The organism is Isoptericola maris, from assembly GCF_048065335.1.
GTDB lineage: Bacteria > Actinomycetota > Actinomycetes > Actinomycetales > Cellulomonadaceae > Isoptericola > Isoptericola rhizosphaerae.
This window is the reverse complement of sequence record NZ_JBLUNY010000007.1, coordinates 152,806-178,468: the sequence shown is the minus strand read 5'-3', so window position 1 is coordinate 178,468 and position 25,663 is coordinate 152,806. Positions and strand designations below refer to the sequence as shown.

Below are 25,663 nucleotides of genomic sequence, written 5' to 3'. Positions count from 1 at the left end.
GCTAGCTCGACACGTCCGCCGTCGTGAACCGGCTCCAGGCCAGCGCCCCGAAGACCGCGACCCAGGCACCCTGCACGGCCAAGCCGCCCAGCACCGTCGGGACGTCGACCTGGAGGCGCAAGAACTCGCCGAGGTCCAACCAGTGGTGGGTGAGCAGCCACGGATGGACGGCCGAGAGCTGCGGCAGCGCGTCGAGCACACCGCTGACGATCGCGACCACCACGGTCGAGGCCATCGCGGCGACGGGGACCTCGGTCAGCGTCGACAGGAAGAGCCCGACCGCCACGAGACCGGTGAGCGACAGGACGACGTACCCGACGACCCCGAGCGTGCGCAGGATGCCCTCGGCGAGCGGGACGGTGTCGCCGGACAGCAGGGTCACGTCGCCCACGCCGAAGAGCACCGCACCGACGACGAGGCCCGTGACCGCGATCGCGGCGACGGCCGCGACGGCGAACGCCAGGACCGCACCGGCCTTGACGAGCAGCAGGCGGGTCCGCGGCACGGGTACCACGAGCAGGTACCGCAGGGTCCCGGCGGCTGCCTCGCCCGCCACCGCGTCGCCGGAGACGATCGCGACGCACAACGGCAGGAGGAACGGCAGGCAGCTGACCAGCGCCGCGAACACGAGGAACAGTCCGTTGCCGGTCACGCGGTCGAGGAACGGCGGACCCTGCCCGGCCACCGGGGAGTCCTGCGTGACGAACAGGACGATCCCGACCAGCACCGGGACGGCGGCCAGGCCGGCCAGCAGCACAATGTTGCGGACCCGCCCGAACACCAGGCGCAGCTCGCTGCGCAGCAGGCGTGCCGTGGCGACCCCTCGCCGCGCCGGCGCGGCGACCGTGCCCGCCTCAGCGAGCGACATCGAACCCCTCCCCCGTGAGCCGGACGAACACGTCCTCGAGCGTCGGCCGCCGGACCTCCAGACCGAGCAGGTCGATCCCGTCGCCGACGACCGCCTGCGCGATCTTCTCGACGGCGACGTCACCGAGCGGAGCCACCAGAGCGCCGCCGTCCGACCGGACGTCGGCGAGCCCCAGGCCCGCCAGGACGCGCGCGAGGTGGTCCCGCTGGTCCGGGCGGACGGCGACCCGCACCTGCGTGGTCGCGGCGTCCGCGATCTCCTCGGGCGCGCCCTGGGCGAGCAGCCTCCCACGGCTCATGATCCCCACGTGCGAGCACACCTGCTCGATCTCGCTCAGCAGGTGCGACGAGACGAGCACCGTGGTGCCGGCCGCGGCCAGCTCCCGCACGAGCGCGCGCACCTCGCGCGTGCCCTGCGGGTCGAGGCCGTTGGTGGGCTCGTCGAGCAGCAGCAGGTCCCGCGGCCGCAGGAGCGTCGCCGCCAGGCCCAGGCGCTGCTTCATGCCCAGCGAGTACTGCCGGTAGCGCTTGTCCGCGGCCGCGGCGAGCCCGACCCGGTCGAGCGCGGCAGCGACCCGGGCCGCCCGGGTCCCCGGGTCCGCGGTGGCGTCCGCGGCGTCGAGCCGCTCGAGGTTCGCCCGCCCGTGGAGGTACGGGTGGAACGCGGGGCCCTCGACCAGCGCACCGACGCGCGGCAGCACCGACCGGCCGCGTGCGGGCATCGGCGCGCCGAGGAGCTCGACCGTCCCCGCCGTCGGCGCCACCAGCCCGAGGAGCATGCGGATCGTGGTCGTCTTGCCCGAACCGTTCGGGCCGAGGAAGCCGTAGGCGGCGCCACGCGGGACCAGCAGGTCGATCCCGTCCACGCCGACCTGCCCCGAACGGAACCTCTTGGTCAGCCCACGGGTGCGGACCGCGGGCTCCGCGGCGCCCTCGGCACCTGTCATCCGGCGAGCTCCTCGAGCGTGGCCGGCGGCACCGAGCCCGCCAGGACACGGCCGTCGTCGGTCACCAGCACGGACAGCAGCGCGGAGGTGAGGACCCGGCCACCGTCGACCTCCGTGGTGAGCTGCTCGTACAGGGCCCGCGTGTCGAGCTCCGGCAGGGCGGGCATCTCACCGTCGGACGGCGAGAGCTCGTCGAGCAGGTCGTCCGCGCCGCTCGACCCGGTGCCGTCCTTGGGCAGCCGGCCCTCGGCCGCCGCCCCGAGGATCGCGTCGACGTCGACGTCGGACAGCTCGACGACGGTCTCCCAGCCCGTGCCCGAGACGGTGACGCCCTCGGCCCCGTCCAGCGCGTCCGGGTGCTTCTGCTCCAGCGCTCCCGGCTCCGGGAGGGGCACCTCGACCTCGCGGACGTCGGCCCCCGCCGGGGCGGAGAAGTCGAAGACGCTCGCGTCGGGCATCTCGAACGAGACGTCGGTGAACCCGACCTCCAGGGCGGGTGCCGCGTCGTCCCCGACGCCCCACACCTGGGCACGCAGCGGCACGGAGGTCTCGGCGTCGACGGCGACCCGCACCCGGTCCACCAGCGTGCCGTCCGTCTGCGGGCGCATCTCGAGCTGGTAGGCGGCGCGCCCCGCCACCTCGACCGGCTCGGTCGTGGTGACGTCGGTGGTGGTGCGGGCGTAGGCGAGAGCCAGCTCGGCCGCCTCGGACGGCGTCGGCAGGTCGCCGTCCACCGGCGGCTCGGCGGCCTCCTCGGAGAGCTCCTCGTAGCGCTCCAGGTCCGCCGGGTCGACGACGTAGTGCACCGCCTCGTCGTCGGCGCTCGAGTAGGTCCACGCCTCCGGCCCGTCCCGGACCACGGAGTACTCCGAGACCTCGCCGAGCAGGGCAGCCCGGGAGGAATCCTCGCCGTCGGACCAGACCCGGACCGTCGAGCTGCCCCCGAGCAGGTCGAGCGGGCCCGCGCCCTGCAGCTCGGGGACGGTCACGTCGGGCAGCCCGAGCCGCGCCGTGTACACGACGGTCCCCGAGACCGGGACGCGGTCGGCGTTCGCCATGCGGTCCACGAGGTCGTCGGCCGAGACGGAGGGCAGGTCGTCGCTCGCGGACGCGCCGAGGGTGGCCGGGACGACGAAGGCGGCGGCGACGGCGGCAGCGGCGACGGCCGGGACCGCCCACCGTGCCCGGGGCGAGAAGGTGCGCGTGGTGTCCATGGCCCCACTGTGCGCGACCTCGCCTGAGACGACGCTGAGAACGCAGACCTGGCCCCCCGGTGCCATGCTGCGGTGGTGCGTGTACTGGTGGTGGAGGACGAGGACGTGCTCGCGCGAGCACTGCGCCGGGGCCTGCAGGCGGAGGGCTTCGCCGTCGACGTGGCGGCCGACGGCGAGACGGGCCTGCGGCTCGCGCTCGAGGGCGAGCACGACGTCGTGGTCCTTGACCTCATGCTGCCGGGGCGGTCGGGCCTCGACGTGCTCCGCACGATGCGCGGCGAGGAGGTCTGGACCCCGGTGCTCATCCTCAGCGCGAAGGACGGCGACGCCGACGTGACCGCCGGGCTGGACGTCGGAGCCGACGACTACCTGCCCAAGCCGTTCGCGTTCACCGTGCTCGTGGCGCGGCTACGGGCGTTGCTGCGCCGGGGCGCCCCGCCGCGGCCGGCCGTCCTGCGGATGGGCCGGCTGGAGCTCGACCCCGCCTCCCGCGAGGTGCGTCGGGACGGGAGCCCGGTCGAGCTGACCACCCGCGAGACGGCGCTGCTCGAGCAGCTCATGCGCCGACCGGGCGAGGTGCTGACGAAGATCGAGCTCCGCGACCACGTGTGGGACGCGGTGGGCGACGACCTCAACGTCGTGGAGGTCTACGTCAGCTACCTGCGCCGCAAGCTCGGCCGGGACGCCGTCGAGACGGTGCGCGGCGTCGGCTACCGGGTCGTGGGGCGGTGAGGAGCGGCTGGTCGTTGCGCCTGCGGCTGACCCTCGCGGCCGCGGGCCTGACCGGCGTCGCTCTGGCGGTCGGCGCGCTGCTGCTCACCACCGTGGTGTCGCAGAGCCGGATCGCGGCGACGGACGCCGTCCTGCGCGGCACCGTCGCCCAGGTGTCGGCGCTCGTCGCCGAGGATCGCGTCCCGCAGGTGCTCGCCGCCGACGAGCCGGGCGAGGTCGTCCAGCTCGTGGACACGTCCGGTCGTGTGGTCGCCTCCTCGCCCAACGCCAGCCGGACGCTGCCCGTCCTCGCGCCCGAGGTGCTCAGCCAGACGCCCGACGGCGCCACGACCCGCGACGACGCCGCCTACGGTTCCGGGTCGGTGCGGGTGCTCGTCGGCACGGCGCCCACCGGGGGACGCGTCGTCGCCGCCCTGCCGCTGGGCACGATCGAGGGTGCGCTCGACGCGCTGCGCCTCTCGCTCGGGCTCGTGGTGCCCCTGCTGACGCTCGCCCTCGGGCTCGTGACGTGGATGGTGCTGGGGCGGGCGCTGCGCCCGGTCGAGGAGCTGCGCGCCGGTGCCGCCCGGGTGAGCGACGTGGGCGGCCCCGGCACGCTCCCGGTGCCGCGCGCCCAGGAGATCGCCGCCCTGGCCCAGACCCTCAACGCGATGCTCGACCGGCTGGCCGCGTCGGCACAGCGGCAGCGCAGCTTCGTGGCCGACGCCGCGCACGAGCTGCGCTCACCGATCGCGGCCCTGCGGACGAGCCTCGAGGTGGCGCGTGCCCACCCCGAGGCCTACGAGGACGCCGAGCTGACGGCGGACCTCGAGCACGAGGTGATCCGCCTGCACGTGCTCGCCGACGACCTGCTCGTCCTCGCCCGGGTCGGTGCGGCACCGCTCGACGTGCGGGAGGCCGACCTGGCCGAGGTCGCCCGGTCGGCCGCGGGGCAGGTCGAGGTCCGCGGCGAGGGCCGCGCGATGGTCGACCCCTCCGCCGTCGGGCGGGTGGTGCGCAACCTGGTGGACAACGCGCGCCGGTACGCGCGCGACGACGTGGTGGTCGAGGTCGGCGACGGTGTCGTGACGGTGGACGACGACGGCCCGGGGATCGCGGCGGCAGACCGCGAGCGCGTGTTCGAGCGGTTCACGCGGCTCGGGTCGGCGCGCGGCCGGGACTCGGGCGGTGCCGGGCTGGGCCTGGCCATCGCCCGCGAGATCGCGCGCGAGCACGGCGGGGACGTCACGCTGGGCGACGGCGACCTCGGCGGTCTGCGCGCCACGGTCACGCTCCCCACGCCGGACCGCGGCGCGTGAGCGTGCCGTTCAGTCGTGCGCCAGCTCGAGCCGGTAGCCGCGCTTGACCACGGTCTTGACGAGGTCGCGACGCCCGGCGGCCTCGCGCAGCCGCGCCACCGCGACCTCGACCGCGTGCCCGTCGCGGGAGTCGCCGGGAAGCACCTCCAGCACCTGGTCGCGGGAGACGACGTCGCCACCGGCTGACGCGAGGAGCCGCAGCACCTCGACGCCGGTGGGTGACAACGGCAGCACCTGGCCGTCGAGCACCGCCACGCGGGCGCGGATCACCAGAGAACCGGCGACCGTGCTCAGCGCGACGGACTCGATGTGCTCGTAGTGCCCCACCAGGGCCCGCACGAGCGCGCCGAGGCGCCCCCGCTCGGGCTCGAGGGGTGCGATGCCGCGGGCCACCAACGGCCGGGAGGTGACGGGACCCACGGACGCCGCCACCAGCTCGCCCGTGGTGAAGCGCGAGACCACCTCGTCCCGGACGCCCGCGGCCTCCACCGCTTCCATCCATGCCTCCGCACCCGGGGCCGACGTGAAGACGACGGCGTCGATCTCCCCGGCGGCCGCCGCGCGGACCGACGCCTGCACGGCCTGCGGGTCCGGAGCAGGTCCCCACCGGTAGACGACCAGGGGCGAGACCCGGGCGCCGGCCTTGGCGAAGACCTCGTCGAGACCGTCGGCGCCGGCGCCGTGGTGCTGGATCGCCACGTGCAGCCCGCTCACGCCCTCGCTGAGCAGCACCTCGGCCACCTCGGCGGACGTCTCGGACTCGGCGACCCAGTCGGCGGCCAGGCCGGCCGCCTGGACCGCTCCGCGCGCCTTCGGCCCGCGCGCCACGATGCGGGCCTCGCCCAGCACGCGCAGCAGGTCGTCGGCGAGCCCGTGGGCGTCGGCCGCCTCGATCCACGCCCGGAACCCGACACCGGTCGTGGCCACGACGACGTCCGGCGCGTCCGCCACGAGGCCCGCCGTGGCGGTGACCAGCGCGTCGTCGTCCACGTGCGGGATCATGCTCAGCGCGGGAGCGTGCCGGATGGCGGCGCCCCGGCGCTCGAGGGCGGCGGCGAGCTCGCCGGACCGGCGGTCCGCGGTGACCAGCACGGTGCACCCCGCCATGACCTGCCCCAGGGCAGGCCTCGCCGAGGTGTCAGCCACGCGCGTCCCCCAGGACGACGTCTCCTCGTTCACACACACCCTCCAGCAGGCCCGGCGCCGCCACGTCCCCGACCACGATCACGGCAGGGGCACGGACCCCGAGCTCGTCGGCACGCTTGGCCGCCAGGTCCAGCCCGACGCGCGTCACCCGCTGCTCGGGCGTCGACCCTCGTTCGACGATCGCCACGGGAGTGGCCGGTGCCGCTCCGGCGTCGAGCAACCGGGTCACGATCGTCGGCAGCGAGGACACCCCCATGAGGATCACCAGCGTAGCCGCCCGCTCGGTGACGCAGGCCACGGCGACGTCGTCCAGCTCCTGCTCGCCGCTGCGGGTGTGCGCGGTGACGACGTGGAACGCCGTCGTCGTCCCGCGATGGGTGAGCGGGACGCCCGCGAGCGCCGGCACCGCCAGGGCGGACGAGACGCCCGGCACGACGTCGACGGGCACGCCCGCCGCCGCACAGGCGGCGTGCTCCTCGCCGCCGCGGCCGAAGACGAACGGGTCGCCGCCCTTGAGCCGCACCACCTCCTTGCCCGCCAGGGCGTGCCGTACGAGGAGCTCGTTGATGCCGTCCTGGGGCACCTTGTGCCTGCCGGGCGCCTTGCCGACGTCGATCACCTCGACGTCGGCGGCCAGGTCGTCGAGCACCTCCCGGGGCACGAGACGGTCGTGGACGACGACGTCGGCCCGCGCGATCGCCCGCCAGGCGCGGTAGGTCAGCAGGTCGGCCGCGCCGGGGCCGGCCCCGACGAGCGTGACGTGGCCCGCCCGGCCGGTCATGTCAGGCCGGCCCTGCGATGTCGAGGTGCACGACGCCGCCGCGCACCTCGACGTCGAAGGGCTCCAGGTGGGCACCGAGCCCGGGCTTCGGCGTCTTGCCGCCGGCCTCCAGGCACCGGCCGGTCGCCAGCGCGAAGACCTGCTTGAAGATCGGCGAGGCGACCGTGGGCTCCACTCCGCGGCTGCCGACGATGCCACGCGACATGACGTACGCGCCGGAGTAGGGGTCGAGCTGCTGGACGGCCCGGACGGAGTCGTCCAGGAGGCGGAAGACGGCCACCTGGACGGTCGAGCCGTCGGCCCGCTCGAGCAGCGCGGCGGCACCGCGCTCCGGGGCCAGGTCGTCGAGGCGGCACACGGCGGTCCAACGGCTGACGGCGCCGGTGGTGTCGGTGGTGGCGTGGATGACGGTCATGCGCGGACCTCCAGGGTGGCGCCGGCCACGAGGACCGGTCCGGTGAGCGACGGGTCCACCGGACCGGCAGGTCCGGCGGCGATCTCCTCGGGGGTGGCGGGGCGCTTCTGCCCGCGCTCGGGGACGTACGCGAGCGTCGGGTCCGGCGTCGTCGGCGCGTTGACGAACGAGCCGAACCGGGCGAGCTTCTCGGGGTCCTCCAGGACCGCCTTCCACTCGTCCTCGTAGCCCTCGACGTGGGCGGCCATCGCGGCGTCCAGGTCGGCCGCGACCCCCAGCGAGTCCTCCAGGACGACCTCCCGGATGGCGTCGAGCCCGCCCTCGTACTCCTCGACCCACGGGGCGGTGCGCTGCAGACGGTCCGCGGTGCGGATGTAGAGCATGAGGAACCGGTCGATCGCGCGCAGCATCTCCTCGGACGTGAGGTCTTCGGCGAGGAGCTGGGCGTGCTTGGGCGTCTGGCCACCGTTGCCGCCGACGTAGACGTTCCAGCCCTTGTCGGTGGCGATGACGCCGACGTCCTTGCCGCGGGCTTCGGCGCACTCGCGGGCACAGCCCGAGACCCCCATCTTGAGCTTGTGCGGCGAGCGCAGGCCCCGGTAGCGCAGCTCGAGCTCGACCGCCATGCCGACCGAGTCCTGCACACCGAACCGGCACCAGGTGGAGCCCACGCAGGACTTCACGGTCCTCAACGACTTGCCGTAGGCGTGACCGGACTCGAAGCCGGCGTCGACCAGCCGCCTCCAGATCTCCGGGAGCTGCTCGACGCGGGCGCCGAACATGTCGATGCGCTGGCCGCCGGTGATCTTCGTGTACAGCCCGAAGTCCTTCGCGACCTGCCCGACGACGATGAGCCCCTCGGGCGTGACCTCGCCGCCGGGCATGCGCGGCACCACGGAGTAGGTGCCGTCCTTCTGCATGTTGGCGAGCATGTGGTCGTTGGTGTCCTGCAGCGCCGCCTGCTCGCCGGACAGGATGTGGCCGTTGCCGAGGCTGGCGAGGATCGAGCCGACCACGGGCTTGCAGATGTCGCAGCCCCGGCCGGGGCTCGTGAGCCCGTCGGGGCGCACGCCGAACCGCTCGATGATCTCGCTGAAGGAGTGCAGGTCGGCGACGAGCACGGCGTCGAAGAGCTGCGCGCGGGACATCTCGAAGTGCTCGCACAGCGCGCTCGAGACCTCGATGCCCGCCTTGGTCATCTCCGTCTCGGTGATCTTCTTGACCAGGGGCAGGCAGGCTCCGCAGGTGGTGCCCGCCTTGGTGCAGCTCTTGACGTCGCCCACCGAGGTGCAGTCGTGCTCCGTCACGGCGCCGCGGATGGTGCCGGCCGAGACGTTGTTGCAGGAGCAGACGTTCGCCTCGTCGGGCAGCTCGAGGTCCGGCGCCCCGGTGCCCTCCGGGAGCAGGAACGCGGCCGGGTCGCCGGGCAGCTGGGCGCCGAGCATCGGACGTAGCGAGGCGTAGGGCGCGGCGTCACCGACGAACACGCCGCCGAGCAGCGTCTTCGCGTCGTCGGACATGACGAGCTTCTTGTACACGCCCGCGGTGGGGTCGGCCCACACGATCTCGATGCAGTCCTCGGTGCGGCCGTGCGCGTCGCCGAAGGACGCGACGTCGACGCCCGAGAGCTTGAGCTTGGTCGCGGTGTCCGCGCCGGGGAACGCGGCCTCGCCGCCCAGGAGCTGGTCGACGACGACCTCGGCCATCGTGTTGCCGGGCGCCACCAGACCGATGCAGCGGCCCTCGATGCAGGCGACCTCGCCGATCGCCCAGACGTGCGGGTCCTCGGTGCGGCAGGTGAGGTCGACGACGGCGCCACCGCGCTCGCCGACCGGCAGCCCGGCGGAGCGGGCCAGCTCGTCGCGGGGTCGCACGCCGGTGGCCATGACGACGACGTCGACGTCGAGGCGGCCGCCGTCGGCGAAGTCCATGCGCCCCACGTGGCCGGTACGGCGGTGCGGCCGCATCTCCTTCGTGGCGGTCTCGGCGCGCACCGCGATGCCCTTGTCGTTGATGAGCCGCTTGAGCGCCTGGCCGCCACCCAGGTCGACCTGGACGCCCATGAGGTGGGTCCCGAACTCGACGACGGTCGCCTGGGCACCGAGCGCCTTGAGCGCGCCGGCAGCCTCCAGGCCGAGCAGGCCGCCGCCGATCACGGCGCCCCGGACCGGCTTCTCGACGACGCCGCCGCGCGTCTCGACGCGACCCGCCGCGCGCTTGGCCTCGACCCAGCCGCGCAGCTCGGCGACGTCGTCGATGGTGCGGTAGACGAACACACCGGGCAGGTCGTTGCCCGGGATCGGCGGGCGTGCCGCGTCCGACCCGGTGGCCAGCACCAGCTCGTCGTAGGGGTGGACGTTGCCGAGGCGGTCCGTGACCGTCCGCCCCTCGCGGTCGACGGCGACGACCTGGCAGTCGCGGTGCAGGTCCACCAGCGGGTCGTCCCAGAGCGCCGGGTCGCCGAGCGTGAGCTCCTCGGCGTCGCGGACCTCGAAGTAGCGGGTCAGGCCGACGCGGTCGTACGGCTTGCGCGGCTCCTCGGCGAAGAGGCTGACGCGCCACGCGCCGACGGTGTCGCGGGCACGCAGGGCTTCGACGAAGCGCTGGGCGACCATGCCGCCGCCGACGACGACGACGTGCCGCGGGGCGGTGGCTCCGGGGGTGCTGCCTGTGGTGGAGGGCTCGCTCGTCATGCTGCGAACCTAGGCAGCCACCGTGACCGGACCGTCAGGAGGCGGTTACCCCGCGGGAACATCTTGCTCACGCGCGGCGCGGCGCCCGTGAGAGGAACCGGACACAGCGGCACCCAGTCCTGCGCTTAATCGCTTCAGCGCCTTCCGTCCGCGAACCCGTCCCGGCACGGTGAACCGTGCCAGGGACCCGACAGGAAGGACCCACCATGACTCGCCTCCGCACCCGCACCGTCGCGGGCGTCGCGGCCGCGACGTTCGCCGCCGGCGGCCTGAGCGCGCTCGCCGCCCACAGCGCCGCCGCCGACGACGCGCCCGGCATCCATGTCGCCGACGGCCGCATCGTCGAGGCCGACGGCACCGACCTGGTGCTGCGCGGCGTCAACCACCCGCACGCCTGGTACACCGGGACGACCACGCAGGCGCTGGCCGACATCAAGTCGGTCGACGCCAACGCCGTGCGCGTCGTCCTCGCCAGCGGCGAGCGCTGGACCCGCACCAGCGCGTCCGAGGTCGCCTCGATCGTCGACGAGTGCGAGGCCAACCGGCTGATCTGCCAGCTCGAGGTGCACGACACCACCGGCTACGGCGAGCAGGCCGGCGCCGCCACGCTCGACCAGGCCGCCGACTACTGGGAGTACCTCTACCCCACCCTCGCCGGGACCGAGGACCACGTGCTGGTCAACATCGGCAACGAGCCGTACGGCAACGACGAGGCCACCAACGCCGGCTGGGCGGACGACACCTCGGCAGCGATCCAGCGCCTGCGCGACGTCGGCTACGAGCACGCGCTCGTCGTGGACGCCCCGAGCTGGGGCCAGGACTGGGCTCACATCATGTCCGACCAGGCGTCTACCGTGGCCGCCGCGGACCCCGCCGGGAACACCATCTTCTCCGTGCACATGTACGGCGTGTACAGCCAGGGCTCCACCGTCACGGAATATCTGGAGCACTTCGTCGACCTCGGGCTACCCCTGATGATCGGCGAGTTCGGATACACGCACTCCGACGGCGACGTCGCCTACGACACGATCCTCGCCGAGACCGAGCGGCTCGGGATCGGCTGGCTCGCCTGGTCGTGGAGCGGCAACGGCGGCGGCGTCGAGTACCTCGACCTCGTGGAGAACTTCGACGTCGGCTCCCCGTCGCCGTGGGGCGAGCGGATCTTCACCGGGCCGGACGGCCTCTCCGAGACGTCCGTCGAGGCCTCCGTGTTCGGCGGGGGCACGCCCGACCCGGACCCCACGCCGGACCCCGACCCGACGGAGCCCGAGCCGGGCGACGGTGCCTGCACGGCCGAGCTGGCCGTCGCCAACGCGTGGCAGGGCGGCTACCAGGCCCAGGTCACCGTCACCGCCGGCGACGCCGCGATCGACGGCTGGACCACCACCCTACCCGCCGGGGTCGAGGTCACCCAGCTCTGGGGCGGCACGCTGGGCGACGACGGGACGACCGTCACCCACGCCGCCTGGAACGGGAACCTCGGCGCCGGGGCGGCGACGTCCTACGGGTTCATCGGCAGCGGTGCCGCGCCGTCGGACGCCGAGGTCACCTGCGGCACGGACTGACCTTCGCCCGACGTAGCGCTGGTTCGCCCTTCACCGACCGATGCGTGGTCCAGGACGACGCCCGGCTCGGGCGACGTAGCGCTGGTTCACCCGTCACCCGACGACGCGTGAACCAGCGCTACGTCGGTCTCGGCCGAGGCCTCGCCGACTTCCCGGGTCTCGGCCAGCCAGTCCGCCAGCCCGCACACGGCCTCGCGGCAGCTCCCGCAGCCGGTCGTGGCGCGCGTCGCCGCGGCGATGTCGTCGACGGACCGGGCGCCGTCGTCCCAGCAGCGGGTGATGTCGTGCTTGGTGACGCCGTTGCACCGGCAGACCGTGGCGTCCTCGGGCATGTGCTCCGGGGACGACGCGGGCTCCGCGCTCGGCATCACCGGCGTCAGGAGCAGGAACGCCGGGTCCACCGGCACCGGGGTCCGGCGGGTGTAGGCGGCCGTGAGGTCCGCCGCGACCCGCGGGTCGCCCACGCACGTGGCGCCCACGAGGATCCCGTCCGCGACCACCACCTCGACGTAGCGTCCGGCAGTCGCGTCGTGGAGCGCGACCGCCCGGTGCCCGGGTGCCGGCTCGCGCCGACCGCTCACCCCCATCGCCACGATGCTCAAGGCACCCGCCTTGACCTTCACCACGTCCGTGCCGCGCGTCTCCACCCCCTGGTCGGTCGGCGCCCGGGAGGCGAGCAGCGTGCCCAGGCGCACCGCCATCGACGGCCGCTCGCCCTCCTGCGGGAACCGCAGGTGCTCGCGCGGCGCCGCATCCCGCCGGGACTCCCGGGCACGGACCGCCACCAGCGAGGCGAGATGGTCCGCCAGCCGCCGCGCCTGGTCCCAGCCCTCGGCCACCAGCCCGCGCGACCCCTGCGGCGGCTGCGCGCAGTCGCCGATCGCGAAGACACGCGGGTCGTCCGGGCTCGCCAGGTCGTGCCCGACGACGATCCCGCGGTCCGCGGTCAGGCCCGCCTCGCGCGCGATCCCGGCCTCCGGGACCGTGCCCGTCGTGAGCACCACCAGCCCCGCGGCGACCACCTCGCCGTCGTCACCGCCCAGGCGCACGCCTACCACGCGCCCGCCCGCGACGAGCACCTCCCGGGGCCGCGCGCCGAGGTGCAGCGTGACCCCCGCGTCCCGCAGGCCCGCCGCCAGGACGTCCCCCGCAGTGGTGTCGAGCTGGCGGGACATCGGCGCGGACGAGGGATCCACCAGCGTGACCCGCAGGCCGCGGCTCGCCAGGCCGTAGGCCGCCTCGACACCGAGCACCCCGCCGCCGACCACGACGGCGCGGGGCGTGTTGACGCTCGCCGCCACGATCTCGCGGGCATCGTCGAGTGTGCGCAGCGCGTGGACACCGGCGGGCAGGTCCACCGCGCCGTCGCCGTCGACGAGGCCCGGCAGCGGGAGCACGCGGGCGCGAGAACCGGTCGCCAGCACCAGGTGGTCGTAGCCGTGCACCGCCCCGGCCGAGTCAGTGACGGTGCGGACCTTACGGTCGACCGACACGGCGGCCACCCCGCGCAGGGTGGTGACGTGGTCGCCGCCCGGTGCGGGCATCGAGATCGACGCCACCTCGGTGCGGCCGGCGACGACGTCGCTCAGCAACACCCGGTTGTACGGCTCGTACGGCTCCGCGCCCAGCACGGTGATGTCGAACGACTCAGCGCTGCGGCGGACCAGCTCGTCCACCAGACGCGAGCCGACCATGCCGTGACCGACGACGACGACCTTCAGGGGCACGTGGAGTGTCATGCCGGCACCTCCTGGGTGACGTGGACGGGCTGCGCATCCGGGGCATCCTGCGTGACCGGGCTGACCCGGACGGCACACACCTTGAACTCGGGCATCGCGGAGATCGGGTCGACGGCGTCGCTCGTGACGCGGTTGACGCTGCCGGCCCCGCTCCAGTGGAAGGGCATGAAGACGGTGTCCGGGCGGACGGCGTCGGTCCATCGGGCGACGGCCTCGACCGACCCGCGGGCCGACGTCACCCGGACCCGCGCGCCGTCCGCCACCCCGGTGCGCAGCCCGAGCTGCGGGTGCAGCTCGACGTACGGCTCGGGGACGATCCGGTCCAGCTCCGGCACGCGACGAGTCTGCGCGCCCGACTGGTAGTGCTGCAGCACGCGGCCCGTGACCAGGTACGTGGGGGCGTCACCGCGCACGTCGTCCGTGGGCCCGGCATGGTCCACCGGCATCAGGCGGGCCCGGCCGTTCGGCGTCGGGAACTCATCCAGGAACATCCGCGGCGTCCCGGCGTGCTCGGCCGCCCCCGCTGACGGCGCCGGGCACGGCCAGAACAGCCCCGGGGCACCGGCCTCCTCGGCGGCGTCCAGCCGTGCGTGCGAGAGCCCGGAATAGTCCGCGACGCCACCGGCCGACGCCCGGGCGAGCTCGTCGAACACGACGGCCGGGTCCGTGGGGAACGTGACGTCCGACCCCAGCCGCCGGGCGAGCTCGGCGAGGAGCCACAGCTCCGAACGCACCTCGCCCGGCGCAGCGACCGCCCGCCGACGCCGGATGACCCGGCCCTCCAGCGACGTCATCGTGCCCTCCTCCTCCGCCCACTGCGTCACGGGCAGCACGACGTCGGCAACGCGCGCGGTCTCGGAGGGCACCACGTCGCAGACCACCAGCAGGTCGAGCGCGACGAGACGCTCGCGGACCTTGTCCGCGTTCGGCGCCGAGACCAGCACGTTGGACCCGTGCACGAACAGCGCGTGCGGGCCGCCGGGCGTGCCGAGCGACCCCAGGAGCGCGACGGCCGGCAGGCCCGGACCGGGGATCGTGGCCGGGTCGACGCCCCACACCGCGGCGACGTGCTCACGGGCGGCCGGATCATCGATCTTGCGGTACCCGGGCAGCTGGTCGTTCTTCTGGCCATGCTCGCGACCGCCCTGGCCGTTGCCCTGGCCCGTCAGGCAGCCATACCCGGACCCCGGGCGGCCGACGAGGCCGAGCGCGAGGGACAGGTTGATCGCCGCCGTGACGGTCGCCGTGCCCTGGGCGGACTGCTCGACGCCCCGCCCGGTGAGCACGTAGGCGCCGCGGCCACCTCGCGTCGGTGCGGCGGCGGCGAGCCGCCGTGCCGTCACGCGCAGCTCCTCGGCGGGGATGCCGCACACGGTCTCCGCGCGCTCCGGCCACCACGCCGCGACCGACCGGACGACGTCGTCCCACCCCGCGGTGCGCGTGGCCAGGTAGTCGCGGTCGGCGAGCCCTTCCGCGACGACGACGTGCAGCAACGCCAGCAGCACCACCATGTCGGTGCCCGGGACGGGCTGCAGGTGGATGCCCTGACCGTCGTCGGTGAGCCGCGCGGTCGCCGAGCGCCGGGGGTCGACGACCACGAGGCCGCCGTGCTCGCGCGCCCCGGCGAGGTGCTGGACGAACGGCGGCATGGTCTCGGCGGGGTTCGATCCGAGCAGCAGCACCACGTCCGCGCCGCCCAGGTCCGTGAGCGGGAACGGCAGGCCGCGGTCCGCACCGAACGCGCGGTTGCCGGCCGCCGCCGCGGACGACATGCAGAACCGGCCGTTGTAGTCGATGTTCGGCGTGCGCAGGACGGTCCGGGCGAACTTGCCCAGCGTGTACGCCTTCTCGTTGGTCAGGCCGCCCCCGCCGAAGATCGCGACGCCCTGCGGGCCGTGCTCAGCCTGGACCGACCGCACGCGCGACACGACCAGATCGAGCGCTTCGTCCCACGTGGTCGCGGCCAGCTCGCCGTCCGCCCCACGGACCAGCGGTGCGGTGAGACGGTCCGGGACGCCCAGGACCGTCGCGCTCGTCCAGCCCTTCTGGCACAGCCCCCCGGCGTTCGTCGGGAAGTCGCGCGGCGCGACGGCCACCGGGAGGGCAGCGCGCCCGTCAGGACCCGAGGTCTCGACGGGCGTGAGCTCCATGCCGCACTGCAGCGCACAGTAGGGGCAGTGGGTCTTCCGCGCCGCGGCGGGTGAGGACACGGACGTGCTCATACGCGGGCCGCCCCCATGGCGCTGCCCCGGCGCCCGTAGACGGCCCAGGTGACCAGCGCCATGACCACGTAGGCGGCGATGATCACCCACAGGGCGGGGACGAGGGAGCCCGTCAGGCTGTTCGACATCGCGAACCCGCGCGGGATGAGGAACCCGCCGAAGGCGCCCACCGCGCCGGCGATCCCGATGCAGCCGGCCGCCGCCTTCGCCGTCGCGGCCCCGCCGCCGCCCACCTTCGCGACCCGGAAGGTCGCCGGGATCATCCGGTACACCGACCCGTTGCCGACGCCGGTGGCGACGAACAGCAGCATGAAGGAGCTGAAGAACAGGGCGAACGAGCCGGTGCCGAGCGCCTGGATCGCGCCCAGCGCACCGAGGATCATCACGGCGAAGCTGGCCACGCTGACGACGGCGCCGCCGAGGCGGTCCGCGACCCAGCCGCCGAGCGGGCGGGTCACCGAGCCGACCAGGGCACCCACGAAGGCGAGCGACAGGGTCACATCCGGGAACTCCCGGGCCAGCAGCGTCGGGAACGCCCCGGCGAACCCGACGAAGCTGCCGAACGTCCCGATGTACACGAACGAGATGACCCAGGTGTGCTTCTCGCGGGCGGCGACCCCGAACGAGCGCGGGTCGGCCTTGGCGGTGCCCAGGTTGTCCATCAGCCGCCACGCCAGGATCACGGCGAGCAGGATGAACGGGACGAAGACGAGGCCGGCGCGCTGCAGCGACACCCCGGCCGCGGTGACGATGATCAGCGGCACGACGAACTGCACGGCGGCGGTGCCGAGGTTGCCGCCCGCCGCGTTCCAGCCGAGCGCGGCACCCTTCTCCTTCTCCGGGAAGAAGAACGAGATGTTCGCCATCGAGGAGGCGAAGTTCCCGCCACCGAGGCCGGCGAGCGCCGCGACGAGCAGCAGCACGCCGAACGACGTCTCGGGCCGCTGTACCACCCACACGAGCGCGAGCGCGGGGACCAGCAGCAGCGCGGCGGAGATCATCGTCCAGTTGCGGCCCCCGAAGACCGGCACGGCCAGGGTGTAGGGCACCCGCAGCGTGGCGCCGACGAGGGCCGGCAGGCCGATGAGCCAGAACATCTGGTCGGCGGTGAGCGCGAACCCGGCGGCGGGGAGCTGGGGGACGACGATCGACCAGATCGCCCAGACGCAGAACCCGAGGAACTCCGCGAAGATCGACACCACGAGGTTGCGGCGGGCGATGCGGCGTCCGCCGTCGCGCCAGAAGACGGGGTCCTCCGGGTCCCAGTGGTCGATCCACCGGCCGGAGCGGTGGACCGGGCGGCGCGGCGGTGCATCGATGGCGGTGGTCTCGCTGGTCGGAGCGACCATCGTCGTTCTCCCCTCCGTGCTCGTGCCCGACGGCGTCGGGCCGGTGCTGCCGACAGTAGGAACCGGGTGTTTCGCCGTGCGGTGTGGGGGCGTGAACTCTCGATGAGGCGAATCTCTCAGTGCATGGCCGACTGCTGTGAGTTCCCGGTTCGGCATGCGGAGGCGTGCTCGCTACGATTGACTTCGAGGTGGACGATCGAGTGCTCCTACCAGGAAGGTCGCGATGACGCAGGCTTCCACGGGTCCGTCCCGAACCACCGACCAGGACGCGTCGCGCGAGACCGACCCGCTGCTGCGGCTCGGACGACATCTCCGCAAGGGCGAGACGAGCGAGGACCTGCGCCAGCTCTTCCTCACCGGTGGCCGCGCCGGGGACGTCTTCTACCGTGACCGCTGGTCGCACGACAAGGTGGTCCGCTCGACCCACGGCGTCAACTGCACCGGATCGTGCTCGTGGAAGGTGTACGTCAAGGACGGCATCATCACGTGGGAGACCCAGCAGACGGACTACCCGTCCGTGGGCCCGGACTCCCCGGAGTACGAGCCGCGCGGCTGCCCGCGCGGCGCCGCGTTCAGCTGGTACACCTACTCCCCCACCCGGGTGCGCTACCCGTACGTGCGCGGCGTCCTGCTGGAGGCCTACCGCGCGGCGAAGGCCCGTACCGGCGACCCGGTGCTGGCCTGGGCCGAGGTCACCGACGACCCCGAGACGGCCCGGCGGTACAAGGCGGCCCGCGGCAAGGGCGGCCTCGTGCGCGCCACCTGGGAGGAGGTGGCCGAGATCGTCGCGGCGGCCCACGTGCACACCATCAAGCGCTGGGGCCCGGACCGGGTGGCCGGGTTCTCCCCGATCCCAGCGATGTCGATGGTGTCCCACGGTGCCGGAGCGCGGTTCGTGCAGATGCTCGGCGGCACCATGCTGTCCTTCTACGACTGGTACGCGGACCTGCCGGTGGCCAGCCCGCAGGTGTTCGGCGACCAGACCGACGTCCCCGAGTCCGCCGACTGGTGGAACGCCGCATACCTCATCATGTGGGGCTCCAACGTGCCGGTCACGCGCACCCCGGACGCCCACTTCATGGCGGAGGCGCGGTACCGCGGCCAGAAGGTGGTCAACGTCTCGCCGGACTTCGCCGACAGCACCAAGTTCGCCGACGAATGGCTCTCGCCGCACCCCGGCACCGACGGTGCGCTCGCCTTCGCGATGGGCCACGTCATCCTGCGCGAGTTCCTCGTCGAACGGCGCACCGAGCGGTTCGAGAGCTATCTCAAGCGGTTCGCGGACGCCCCGTTCCTCGTCCGGCTCGAGCGAGCGTCCGAAGCGAGCTTGCGAGTGCAGGACGATCGCGACCAAGGGAACCGAGCGACGTCCGAAGCGAGCTTGCGAGTGCAGGACGATCGCGACCAAGGGAACCGAGCGACGTCCGAAGCGAGCTTGCGAGTGCAGGACGATCGCGACCAAGGGAACCGAGCGACGTCCGAAGCGAGCCCTCACGGGACCTCCGCCGTCGTGCCCGGGAAGTTCCTCACGGCGGCGGACCTGCCCGAGCACGCGCAGGAGGCCAACGCCCACTTCAAGACGGTCCTGCTCGACGCCGACGGCACGCCGGTGGTCCCGAACGGGACGCTCGGCCACCGCTACGGCGACGCCGACGAGGGCCGCTGGAACCTCGACCTCGGTGACGTGGACCCGCTGCTGAGCGTCGCGGACGGCGCCGACGCCCCCGAGACGGTGCCCGTGCGCCTGCCACGTTTCGACCTGCTGCCCGACGACGGCGCGGCGGGCGGGTCGGGCGCGGACGAGGCGGCGGCTCACCTCGGCGGCTCCGGCGTCGTCGTCCGCGGTGTCCCGGTGCGACGGGTCGGCGACCACCTCGTCACGACGGTCTTCGACCTGCTGCTGGCCCAGTACGGCGTCGACCGCCCCGGCCTCGGCCTGCCCGGGACGTGGCCCACCGGCTACGACGACGCGAGCACGCCGGGGACACCGGCGTGGCAGGAGGAGATCACCGGCGTGCCCGCGGCCGCCGCCGAGCGGATCGGACGGGAGTTCGCTGCCAACGCGGAGGACTCCGACGGCCGCTCGATGATCATCATGGGCGCCGGGACGAACCACTGGTTCCACTCGGACACCATCTACCGCGCGTTCCTCACGCTCACGACGATCACCGGCTGCCAGGGCGTCAACGGCGGTGGCTGGGCGCACTACGTCGGTCAGGAGAAGTGCCGGCCCCTCACCGGGTGGGCGCAGTACGCCGGCGGGCTGGACTGGTCGCGCCCACCGCGGCAGATGATCGGCACCGGATGGTTCTACCTCGCGACCGGCCAGTGGCGGTACGACGGGATGGCGGCCGATGCCCTCGCTTCACCCCTCGCCCCAGGCAGGCTGGCCGGACGCACGACGGCGGACGCCCTCGTGGAGTCGGCGCAGCGCGGGTGGATGCCCAGCTACCCGACGTTCGACCGCAACCCGCTCGACCTCGCGGACGAGGCCCGCGCGGCGGGCAAGGCGCCGGAGGGGCACGTCGTCGACGAGCTGAAGGCGGGCCGGCTGCGGTTCGCCTGCGAGGACCCCGACGACCCGGCGAACTTCCCTCGCGTGCTCACGGTGTGGCGGGCGAACATCCTGGGCTCCTCCGGCAAGGGCAACGAGTACTTCCTCCAGAACCTGCTCGGCACGGACGCATCCGTCCGCGCGGACGAAGCACCGCCCGGTCGTCGCCCGACCTCGATGGTGTGGCGTGACGAGGCGTCCCGCGGCAAGCTCGACCTGCTGGTGACCGCGGACTTCCGGATGACGAGCACCACGCTGTTCTCCGACGTCGTGCTCCCCGCGGCGACCTGGTACGAGAAGCACGACCTGTCCAGTACCGACATGCACCCGTTCATCCACTCGTTCAGCCCGGCGATCGACCCCCCGTGGCAGTGCCGCACCGACTTCGCGACGTTCCACACGATCGCGCAGGTGTTCTCCCGGCTCGCCGAGACCCACCTGGGTGTGCGCGAGGACCTGGTCGCCTCACCGCTCGCCCACGACACGGCCGACGAGATGGCGATGCCGCACGGCACGGTGCCCGACCCGGGCAAGGGGCCGACCGAGCGCGATCTGGTGCCCGGGGTGACCATGCCGAAGCTGACGGTGGTCGAGCGCGACTACCCCGCGTTGGCCGCGCGGATGGCGTCGCTGGGGCCGCTGACGGAGACCGCAGGCATGGTCACGAAGGGCGTGACGTTCTCCCCGGTCGAGGAGGTGCGGGAGCTCGGGCGGCGCAACGGCATCGTGCCCAGCGGCCCGGCCGCAGGACGCCCGCGGCTCGACCGGGACACGCACGCGTGCGAGATGATCCTCGCGCTGTCCGGGACGTCGAACGGCCGCCTCGCCGTGCAGGGCTTCGAGCACCTGGAGCGACGCACGGGGCAGCGGCTCGCCGACCTGGCGAGCGACGAGGAGGGCAAGCGCATCACGTTCGCCGACACCCAGGCGCGGCCCGTCCCGGTCATCACCTCGCCCGAGTGGTCCGGGTCCGAGCACGGCGGACGGCGCTACACGGCGTTCGCCGTCAACGTCGACCGGCTCAAGCCGTGGCACACCTTGACCGGCCGCCAGCACTTCTACCTGGACCACGACTGGATGGTCGAGCTCGGTGAGCAGCTCCCCGTCTACCGCCCCCCGCTGGACCTGCACCGGCTGTTCGGCGACTCCCCCGTGCCCGGCACCCTCGGCACCGAGGCGGGCCAGGCGGCGGTAGCGGTGCGCTACCTGACTCCGCACTCCAAGTGGTCCATCCACTCGGAGTATCAGGACAACCTGTTCATGCTGTCGCTCTCCCGGGGCGGGCCGAACATCTGGATGAGTCCCGCCGACGCCGCCAAGATCGGTGTGGCCGACAACGAGTGGGTCGAGGCGGTCAACCGCAACGGCGTCGTGGTGGCCCGCGCGATCGTGAGCCACCGCATGCCCGAAGGCACCGTGTACATGTACCACGCCACGGAACGCACCATCGACGTCCCGCTGGCCGAGACGACCGGGAAGCGTGGCGGGATCCACAACTCCCTGACGCGCCTCCTGCTCAAGCCCACCCACCTGGCCGGCGGGTACGCCCAGCTCTCCTACGCCTTCAACTACATCGGCCCGACCGGCAACCAGCGCGACGAGATCACCGTGGTCCGCCGGCGCTCACAAGAGGTGCAGTACTGATGATCCGAGCAGGACGAGCGTGCAAGGAGGTGCGGGCATGAAGGTCATGGCCCAGATGTCGATGGTGATGAACCTCGACAAGTGCATCGGGTGCCACACCTGCTCGGTGACGTGCAAGCAGGCGTGGACCAACCGCACCGGCATGGAGTACGTGTGGTTCAACAACGTGGAGACGCGTCCCGGGCTCGGCTACCCGCGCACCTACCAGGACCAGGAGAAGTGGCAGGGCGGCTGGAAGCTCACGAAGCGGGGTCGGCTCACCCTCAAGGCCGGCGGACGCTGGAAGAAGCTCGCCTCGATCTTCTTCAACCCGAAGCTGCCCGACATCCACGACTACTACGAGCCGTGGACGTACGAGTACGACATGCTGCTCAACGCCCCGGCGCAGGAGCACACGCCGGTCGCCAAGCCGAAGTCGCTGCTGACCGGCAAGGACATGAAGATCTCCTGGTCGGCGAACTGGGACGACGACCTGGGCGGCTCCACGGCCACCATGCAGCAGGACCCGGTGCTGCAGCACATGAGCTCCCACGTCGCCGAGGAGCTCGAGAAGACCTTCATGTTCTACCTGCCGCGCATCTGCGAGCACTGCCTCAACCCCTCGTGCGTGGCGTCCTGCCCCTCCGGTGCGATGTACAAGCGGGCCGAGGACGGGATCGTCCTGGTGGACCAGGACCAGTGCCGCGGCTGGCGGATGTGCGTCACCGGCTGCCCGTACAAGAAGGTCTACTTCAACCACAAGACCGGCAAGGCCGAGAAGTGCACGCTGTGCTACCCCCGCATCGAGGTGGGCCTTCCCACCGTCTGCTCGGAGACCTGCGTCGGCCGTCTGCGCTACCTCGGGCTGGTGCTCTACGACGCCGACCGGGTCGGGGAGGCCGCGGCGACCGAGGACGAGCAGGACCTGCTCGCCGCCCAGCGCTCGGTGCTGCTCGACCCGCACGACCCCGAGGTCGTCGCCGCCGCCCGCCGGGAGGGCATCCCCGACGACTGGATCGACGCGGCCCAGCGATCCCCGGTGTGGCGGCTCATCTCCGACTACGAGGTGGCGCTGCCCCTGCACCCCGAGTACCGGACGCTGCCGATGGTCTGGTACATCCCGCCGCTGTCGCCCGTCGTGGACGTGGTGACGTCGTCGGGCAACGACGGCGAGGACGGGCGCACCCTGTTCGCCGCGATCTCTCAGCTGCGCATCCCGCTGGACTACCTCGCCGGGCTGTTCACCGCCGGCGACACCGCGCCGGTGGAGCGGGTGCTGCGGCGGCTCGCGGCGATGCGCTCGTTCATGCGGGACGTCAACCTCGGCCGGGAGCCCGTCGAGGAGACCGCGTCGGCCGTCGGGATGACCGGCGACGAGGTCCAGGAGATGTACCGGCTGCTCGCCATCGCCAAGTACGAGGAGCGGTACGTGATCCCCACCGCTCACGCCGAGGTGGCCGACGACCTGGAGGAGATGGCCTGCTCGTTGGACTTCGAGGGTGGTCCCGGCATGGGAGGGCAGGGCATGGACGGTGCCGGCCCGTTCGGCTCGTCGTCCGGGCAGCCGACGCCGGTCGCGGTCGAGAACTTCCACGCCCTGTCCTCCCGGCAGACGGCGGACTCGCCCTACGGACCGTCCACCCCGGGGCGCGTCAACCTGCTCAACTGGGACGGCAACGGTCGCCCCGACGGGCTCTTCCCGCCGGACGAACCCGGCTCCGACGCACCGCGGGAGGCGTCATGAGGCTCGCGTTCCTGCCCCGACCCGGGGTGCGGGCCCGTCGGCTGGACGCCCTCGAGCCCGTACGGCTCGACGGCCCCTCCCGCGCCACCGCCCACATGGCGGCGTCGCTGCTCCTCGCCTACCCCGACGACGCGACGCTCGCCGCGGCGCGCGAGGTGCGTGCCGCCGTCGGCCGCCTCCCCGCACCCGTGCGCGATCGGCTCGACGGGCTCGCGGCGACCCTCCTGACCGGGGACCAGCGCGACCTGCAGGCGCGCTACGTGGAGACGTTCGACCTCAAGCGTCGGTGCTCGATGTACCTGTCCTACTACGCCGCCGGGGACACCCGACGACGGGGCGAGGCGCTGGTCCGGTTCGTCGAGGCGTACCGGGCCGCCGGGTTCGAGACGACCGGCACCGAGCTGCCGGACTACCTGCCGACCGTGCTGGAGCTCTCCGCCTGCGGCGGTCCCGACGGCGCGCGGATCGCCGGAGCCCTGCTGGACGCGCACCGCGAGGGGATCGAGGTGCTGCGGTCCGCGCTGGCCGCCCTCGACGTGCCGTGGACCGCCGGCGTCGAGGCCGTGTGCCTCACCCTTGCGCCCGTGGACGCGGCGACGGCCGAGCGGGTCGCCGACCTCGTGGCGTCGGGCCCACCCGCGGAGGCCGTCGGCCTGGAGGGGTACGGAGCCGGGCCGGCGGCGCCGGGAACGGCCGGCGCACCCGGAGGGAGGGAGCTGCCGTGGAGCTGAGCGCCGCCGAGATCCTGCTGTGGATCGTGGTGCCGTACGCGTGCCTGACCACCTTCGTGGTGGGCACCATCTGGCGGTACCGGTACGACAAGTTCGGCTGGACCACCCGGTCCAGCGAGCTGTACGAGAAGCGCCTGCTGCGCCTGGGCAGCCCGCTGTTCCACTTCGGGCTGCTGGCCGTCATCGCCGGGCACTTCGTGGGTCTCGTGATCCCGGAGTCCTGGACGCACGCCGTCGGCGTCACCGAGGCGGCGTACCACTTCCTGGCCACGTGGCTCGGCACGCTCGGCGCGCTGCTGCTCGTGAGCGGTCTGGTCATCCTCGTCTACCGTCGCCGGTCCACCGGGCCGGTCTTCCTCGCCACCACGCGCACCGACAAGTTCATGTACGTGATGCTGGCCGCCTCGATCCTGTCCGGTACCTGGGCCACCGTGCACACCCAGATCCTGGCCGGCGGCTTCGGGTACGACTACCGCCAGACGATCTCGCCCTGGTTCCGCTCGCTGTTCCTCCTGCAGCCCGAACCGGCCCTGATGGTCGGCGTGCCCCTGGCGTTCGCGGTGCACGTCACGCTCGCGATGCTGCTGTTCGCGGTCTGGCCGTTCACCCGGCTGGTGCACGCGTTCTCGGCGCCCGTGACGTACCCCCTGCGCCCGTACATCGTCTACCGGTCTCGCGACGCCGCCACCGGTGGCGGGACCCGCGCCCCGCGTCCGGGATGGGAACCGAGCACGGCACGGAGGAAGCAGCGATGACGTCCGAGACCCACCCGGACCGGGCGCCCGCGAGCGCCACCGTACCTGGGTCGACGGCCCAGCTCGCGCTGGCCACGACCGGTTTCGCGATCTGCTTCTGGGCCTGGGCGCTGCTGAGCCCGCTCGGCAACAGCTACGGCCAGCTGTACTCCCTGTCGGACTTCGAGGTGTCGGTGCTGGTCGCGGTGCCGGTGATCGTCGGCTCGCTCGGGCGCATCCCGGTGGGCGCGCTGACCGACCGGCTCGGTGCGCGCGTCATGTTCCCGCTGGCCTCCGCGCTGACGATCGTGCCCGTGCTGTTCATCGGGTTCGTCGCCGACAGCCTCTTGTGGCTGCTGATCGGCGGGTTCTTCCTCGGGCTGGGCGGGACGACCTTCGCCATCGGCGTCCCGTTCGTCAACGGCTGGTACCCGCCGGCCCGTCGCGGGACGGCGATCGGCATCTTCGGCGCGGGGATGGGCGGCACGGCGGTGGCCGCGTTCTCGACGGTGCCGATCCGCGACGCGTGGGGCGACGGCGCCCCCTTCCTCATCGTCTCGGCCGCGCTGGCCGTCTTCGCGGTGGTCTCGCGCGTGGCGCTGCACGAGGCGCCGGCCTGGGCACCGGGCAGCGGTGGCGGGATGCTCGCCCGTACCTGGGCGATCGTCCGTCTGCCCGCGACGCTGCAGCTGTCCTGGCTGTACGCCATCGGGTTCGGCGGCTTCGTCGCGTTCTCGGTGTACCTGCCGACGTTCCTCGAGAACGCCTATGGCCTGGAGCCGTCGGACGCGTCGTTCCGGACGGCGGGATTCGTGGTGCTCGCCGTGGTGATGCGCCCGGTGGGCGGCGGCCTGTCGGACAGGTTCGGCGGGGTCGCGGTCAACGCGGCCTGCTACGCCGTCGTCGCGGTGTTCGCCGCCGTGATCGTGCTCCAGCCGGCGCTGATGCCCGGTGCGACGATCGCGTTCCTGGGGATGGCCGCCGGGTTGGGCGCCTCGTCGGGAGCGACGTTCGCACTGGTGGCGAAGATGGCGCCGGCGGACAAGGTCGGCGGGGTGACCGGCGTCGTCGGCGCGGCCGGTGGCCTCGGCGGGTTCATCCCACCGCTGATCATGGGCGCGGTGTACAGCGCGGACGGCACCTACGACCTCGGCTTCGGCCTGCTGGCGGTGACGACCCTGTTCACGCTGCTGGTCACGCTGGGGCCGGTGCGACGCCGCGTCCGTGCGCAGGCACGGTGATCTCACCGGCACGGTCGACACGCTGTGAGGTCGGTGCTGCACGGGCGACACATCCGCCGCCTACGGTG

At 73.4% G+C, this 25,663-nt stretch carries 18 protein-coding genes; 8 read left to right on the top strand and 10 right to left on the bottom strand.

The annotated features are described in order from the left end of the window. Nucleotide 1 precedes the first annotated feature (1 nt). Genes ACH5HR_RS12025 through ACH5HR_RS12015 form a run of 3 tightly spaced genes read right to left on the bottom strand, consistent with a single transcriptional unit; the run spans nt 2 to nt 3,028 of the window. Nucleotides 2-868 carry an ABC transporter permease gene (locus ACH5HR_RS12025; protein ID WP_416478039.1) on the bottom strand — a complete coding sequence of 289 codons (867 nt, stop codon included), beginning with the start codon at nt 866-868 and terminating at the stop codon, nt 2-4. Continuing rightward, nucleotides 855-1,814 carry an ABC transporter ATP-binding protein gene (locus ACH5HR_RS12020; RefSeq protein ID WP_416478037.1) on the bottom strand — a complete coding sequence of 320 codons (960 nt, stop codon included), beginning with the start codon at nt 1,812-1,814 and terminating at the stop codon, nt 855-857. The genes ACH5HR_RS12025 and ACH5HR_RS12020 overlap by 14 nt, the downstream gene beginning before the upstream one ends. Then, complete coding sequence (locus ACH5HR_RS12015) at nt 1,811-3,028, bottom strand: LolA family protein (RefSeq protein ID WP_402375619.1); 1,218 nt, start codon at nt 3,026-3,028, stop codon at nt 1,811-1,813. The genes ACH5HR_RS12020 and ACH5HR_RS12015 overlap by 4 nt, the downstream gene beginning before the upstream one ends. Before the next feature lie 75 nt (nt 3,029-3,103). On the opposite strand from ACH5HR_RS12015, the gene ACH5HR_RS12010 reads away from it, so the two are divergent. Then, nucleotides 3,104-3,760 (top strand): response regulator transcription factor, encoded by a 657-nt coding sequence (locus ACH5HR_RS12010; protein ID WP_402375621.1) that lies wholly within the window; start codon nt 3,104-3,106, stop codon nt 3,758-3,760. After that, entirely contained in the window at nt 3,757-5,058 is a 1,302-nt protein-coding gene (locus tag ACH5HR_RS12005; protein WP_402375623.1) for an ATP-binding protein, read from the top strand. Before ACH5HR_RS12010 ends, ACH5HR_RS12005 begins: the two co-directional genes overlap by 4 nt. A gap of 9 nt (nt 5,059-5,067) precedes the next feature. Here the strand turns inward: ACH5HR_RS12005 and ACH5HR_RS12000 are convergent, their stop codons facing one another. The 4 genes from ACH5HR_RS12000 to nirB are packed head-to-tail and all read right to left on the bottom strand — an operon-like array spanning nt 5,068 to nt 10,093. Continuing rightward, nucleotides 5,068-6,165: a uroporphyrinogen-III synthase gene (locus tag ACH5HR_RS12000; protein WP_416478079.1), complete on the bottom strand. Its 1,098-nt coding sequence runs from the start codon at nt 6,163-6,165 to the stop codon at nt 5,068-5,070. A gap of 31 nt (nt 6,166-6,196) precedes the next feature. Next, entirely contained in the window at nt 6,197-6,985 is a 789-nt protein-coding gene (gene cobA / locus ACH5HR_RS11995; protein WP_402375625.1) for a uroporphyrinogen-III C-methyltransferase, read from the bottom strand. A 1-nt stretch (nt 6,986) separates the two neighbouring features. Then, on the bottom strand, nt 6,987-7,400 hold the full coding sequence (locus ACH5HR_RS11990; RefSeq protein WP_416478036.1) for a nitrite reductase small subunit NirD: 414 nt from the start codon (nt 7,398-7,400) through the stop codon (nt 6,987-6,989). Further along, on the bottom strand, nt 7,397-10,093 hold the full coding sequence (nirB, locus tag ACH5HR_RS11985; RefSeq protein WP_416478034.1) for a nitrite reductase large subunit NirB: 2,697 nt from the start codon (nt 10,091-10,093) through the stop codon (nt 7,397-7,399). Before nirB ends, ACH5HR_RS11990 begins: the two co-directional genes overlap by 4 nt. Before the next feature lie 206 nt (nt 10,094-10,299). On the opposite strand from nirB, the gene ACH5HR_RS11980 reads away from it, so the two are divergent. After that, the gene (locus ACH5HR_RS11980; RefSeq protein WP_416478033.1) at nt 10,300-11,658 is read left to right on the top strand and encodes a cellulase family glycosylhydrolase; all 1,359 of its coding nucleotides are present in this window, start codon (nt 10,300-10,302) and stop codon (nt 11,656-11,658) included. Between the two features lie 86 nt (nt 11,659-11,744). Here ACH5HR_RS11980 and ACH5HR_RS11975 read toward each other — a convergent pair whose 3' ends face one another. The 3 genes from ACH5HR_RS11975 to ACH5HR_RS11965 all read right to left on the bottom strand — a co-directional run bounded on the left by ACH5HR_RS11975 (nt 11,745) and on the right by ACH5HR_RS11965 (nt 16,968). Further along, nucleotides 11,745-13,397 (bottom strand): FAD-dependent oxidoreductase, encoded by a 1,653-nt coding sequence (locus ACH5HR_RS11975; RefSeq protein WP_416478031.1) that lies wholly within the window; start codon nt 13,395-13,397, stop codon nt 11,745-11,747. Beyond that, nucleotides 13,394-15,547: a molybdopterin oxidoreductase family protein gene (locus tag ACH5HR_RS11970; protein WP_416478029.1), complete on the bottom strand. Its 2,154-nt coding sequence runs from the start codon at nt 15,545-15,547 to the stop codon at nt 13,394-13,396. Before ACH5HR_RS11970 ends, ACH5HR_RS11975 begins: the two co-directional genes overlap by 4 nt. A 68-nt stretch (nt 15,548-15,615) precedes the next feature. Next, nucleotides 15,616-16,968: an MFS transporter gene (locus ACH5HR_RS11965; protein WP_416478028.1), complete on the bottom strand. Its 1,353-nt coding sequence runs from the start codon at nt 16,966-16,968 to the stop codon at nt 15,616-15,618. A gap of 223 nt (nt 16,969-17,191) precedes the next feature. Here ACH5HR_RS11965 and ACH5HR_RS11960 point away from each other — a divergent pair, with 223 nt between their 5' ends. The 5 genes from ACH5HR_RS11960 to ACH5HR_RS11940 are packed head-to-tail and all read left to right on the top strand — an operon-like array spanning nt 17,192 to nt 25,595. Continuing rightward, nucleotides 17,192-21,166 carry a nitrate reductase subunit alpha gene (locus ACH5HR_RS11960; RefSeq protein WP_416478026.1) on the top strand — a complete coding sequence of 1,325 codons (3,975 nt, stop codon included), beginning with the start codon at nt 17,192-17,194 and terminating at the stop codon, nt 21,164-21,166. A 37-nt stretch (nt 21,167-21,203) separates the two neighbouring features. Next, the gene (gene narH, locus ACH5HR_RS11955) at nt 21,204-22,889 is read left to right on the top strand and encodes a nitrate reductase subunit beta (protein ID WP_402375639.1); all 1,686 of its coding nucleotides are present in this window, start codon (nt 21,204-21,206) and stop codon (nt 22,887-22,889) included. After that, nucleotides 22,886-23,620: a nitrate reductase molybdenum cofactor assembly chaperone gene (gene narJ / locus ACH5HR_RS11950; RefSeq protein WP_402375641.1), complete on the top strand. Its 735-nt coding sequence runs from the start codon at nt 22,886-22,888 to the stop codon at nt 23,618-23,620. The genes narH and narJ overlap by 4 nt, the downstream gene beginning before the upstream one ends. Further along, nucleotides 23,611-24,375 carry a respiratory nitrate reductase subunit gamma gene (gene narI, locus ACH5HR_RS11945; protein ID WP_402375643.1) on the top strand — a complete coding sequence of 255 codons (765 nt, stop codon included), beginning with the start codon at nt 23,611-23,613 and terminating at the stop codon, nt 24,373-24,375. Before narJ ends, narI begins: the two co-directional genes overlap by 10 nt. Then, nucleotides 24,372-25,595, top strand: a complete 1,224-nt coding sequence (locus ACH5HR_RS11940; RefSeq protein WP_416478023.1) for an MFS transporter — start codon at nt 24,372-24,374, stop codon at nt 25,593-25,595. Before narI ends, ACH5HR_RS11940 begins: the two co-directional genes overlap by 4 nt. Nucleotides 25,596-25,663 lie beyond the last annotated feature (68 nt).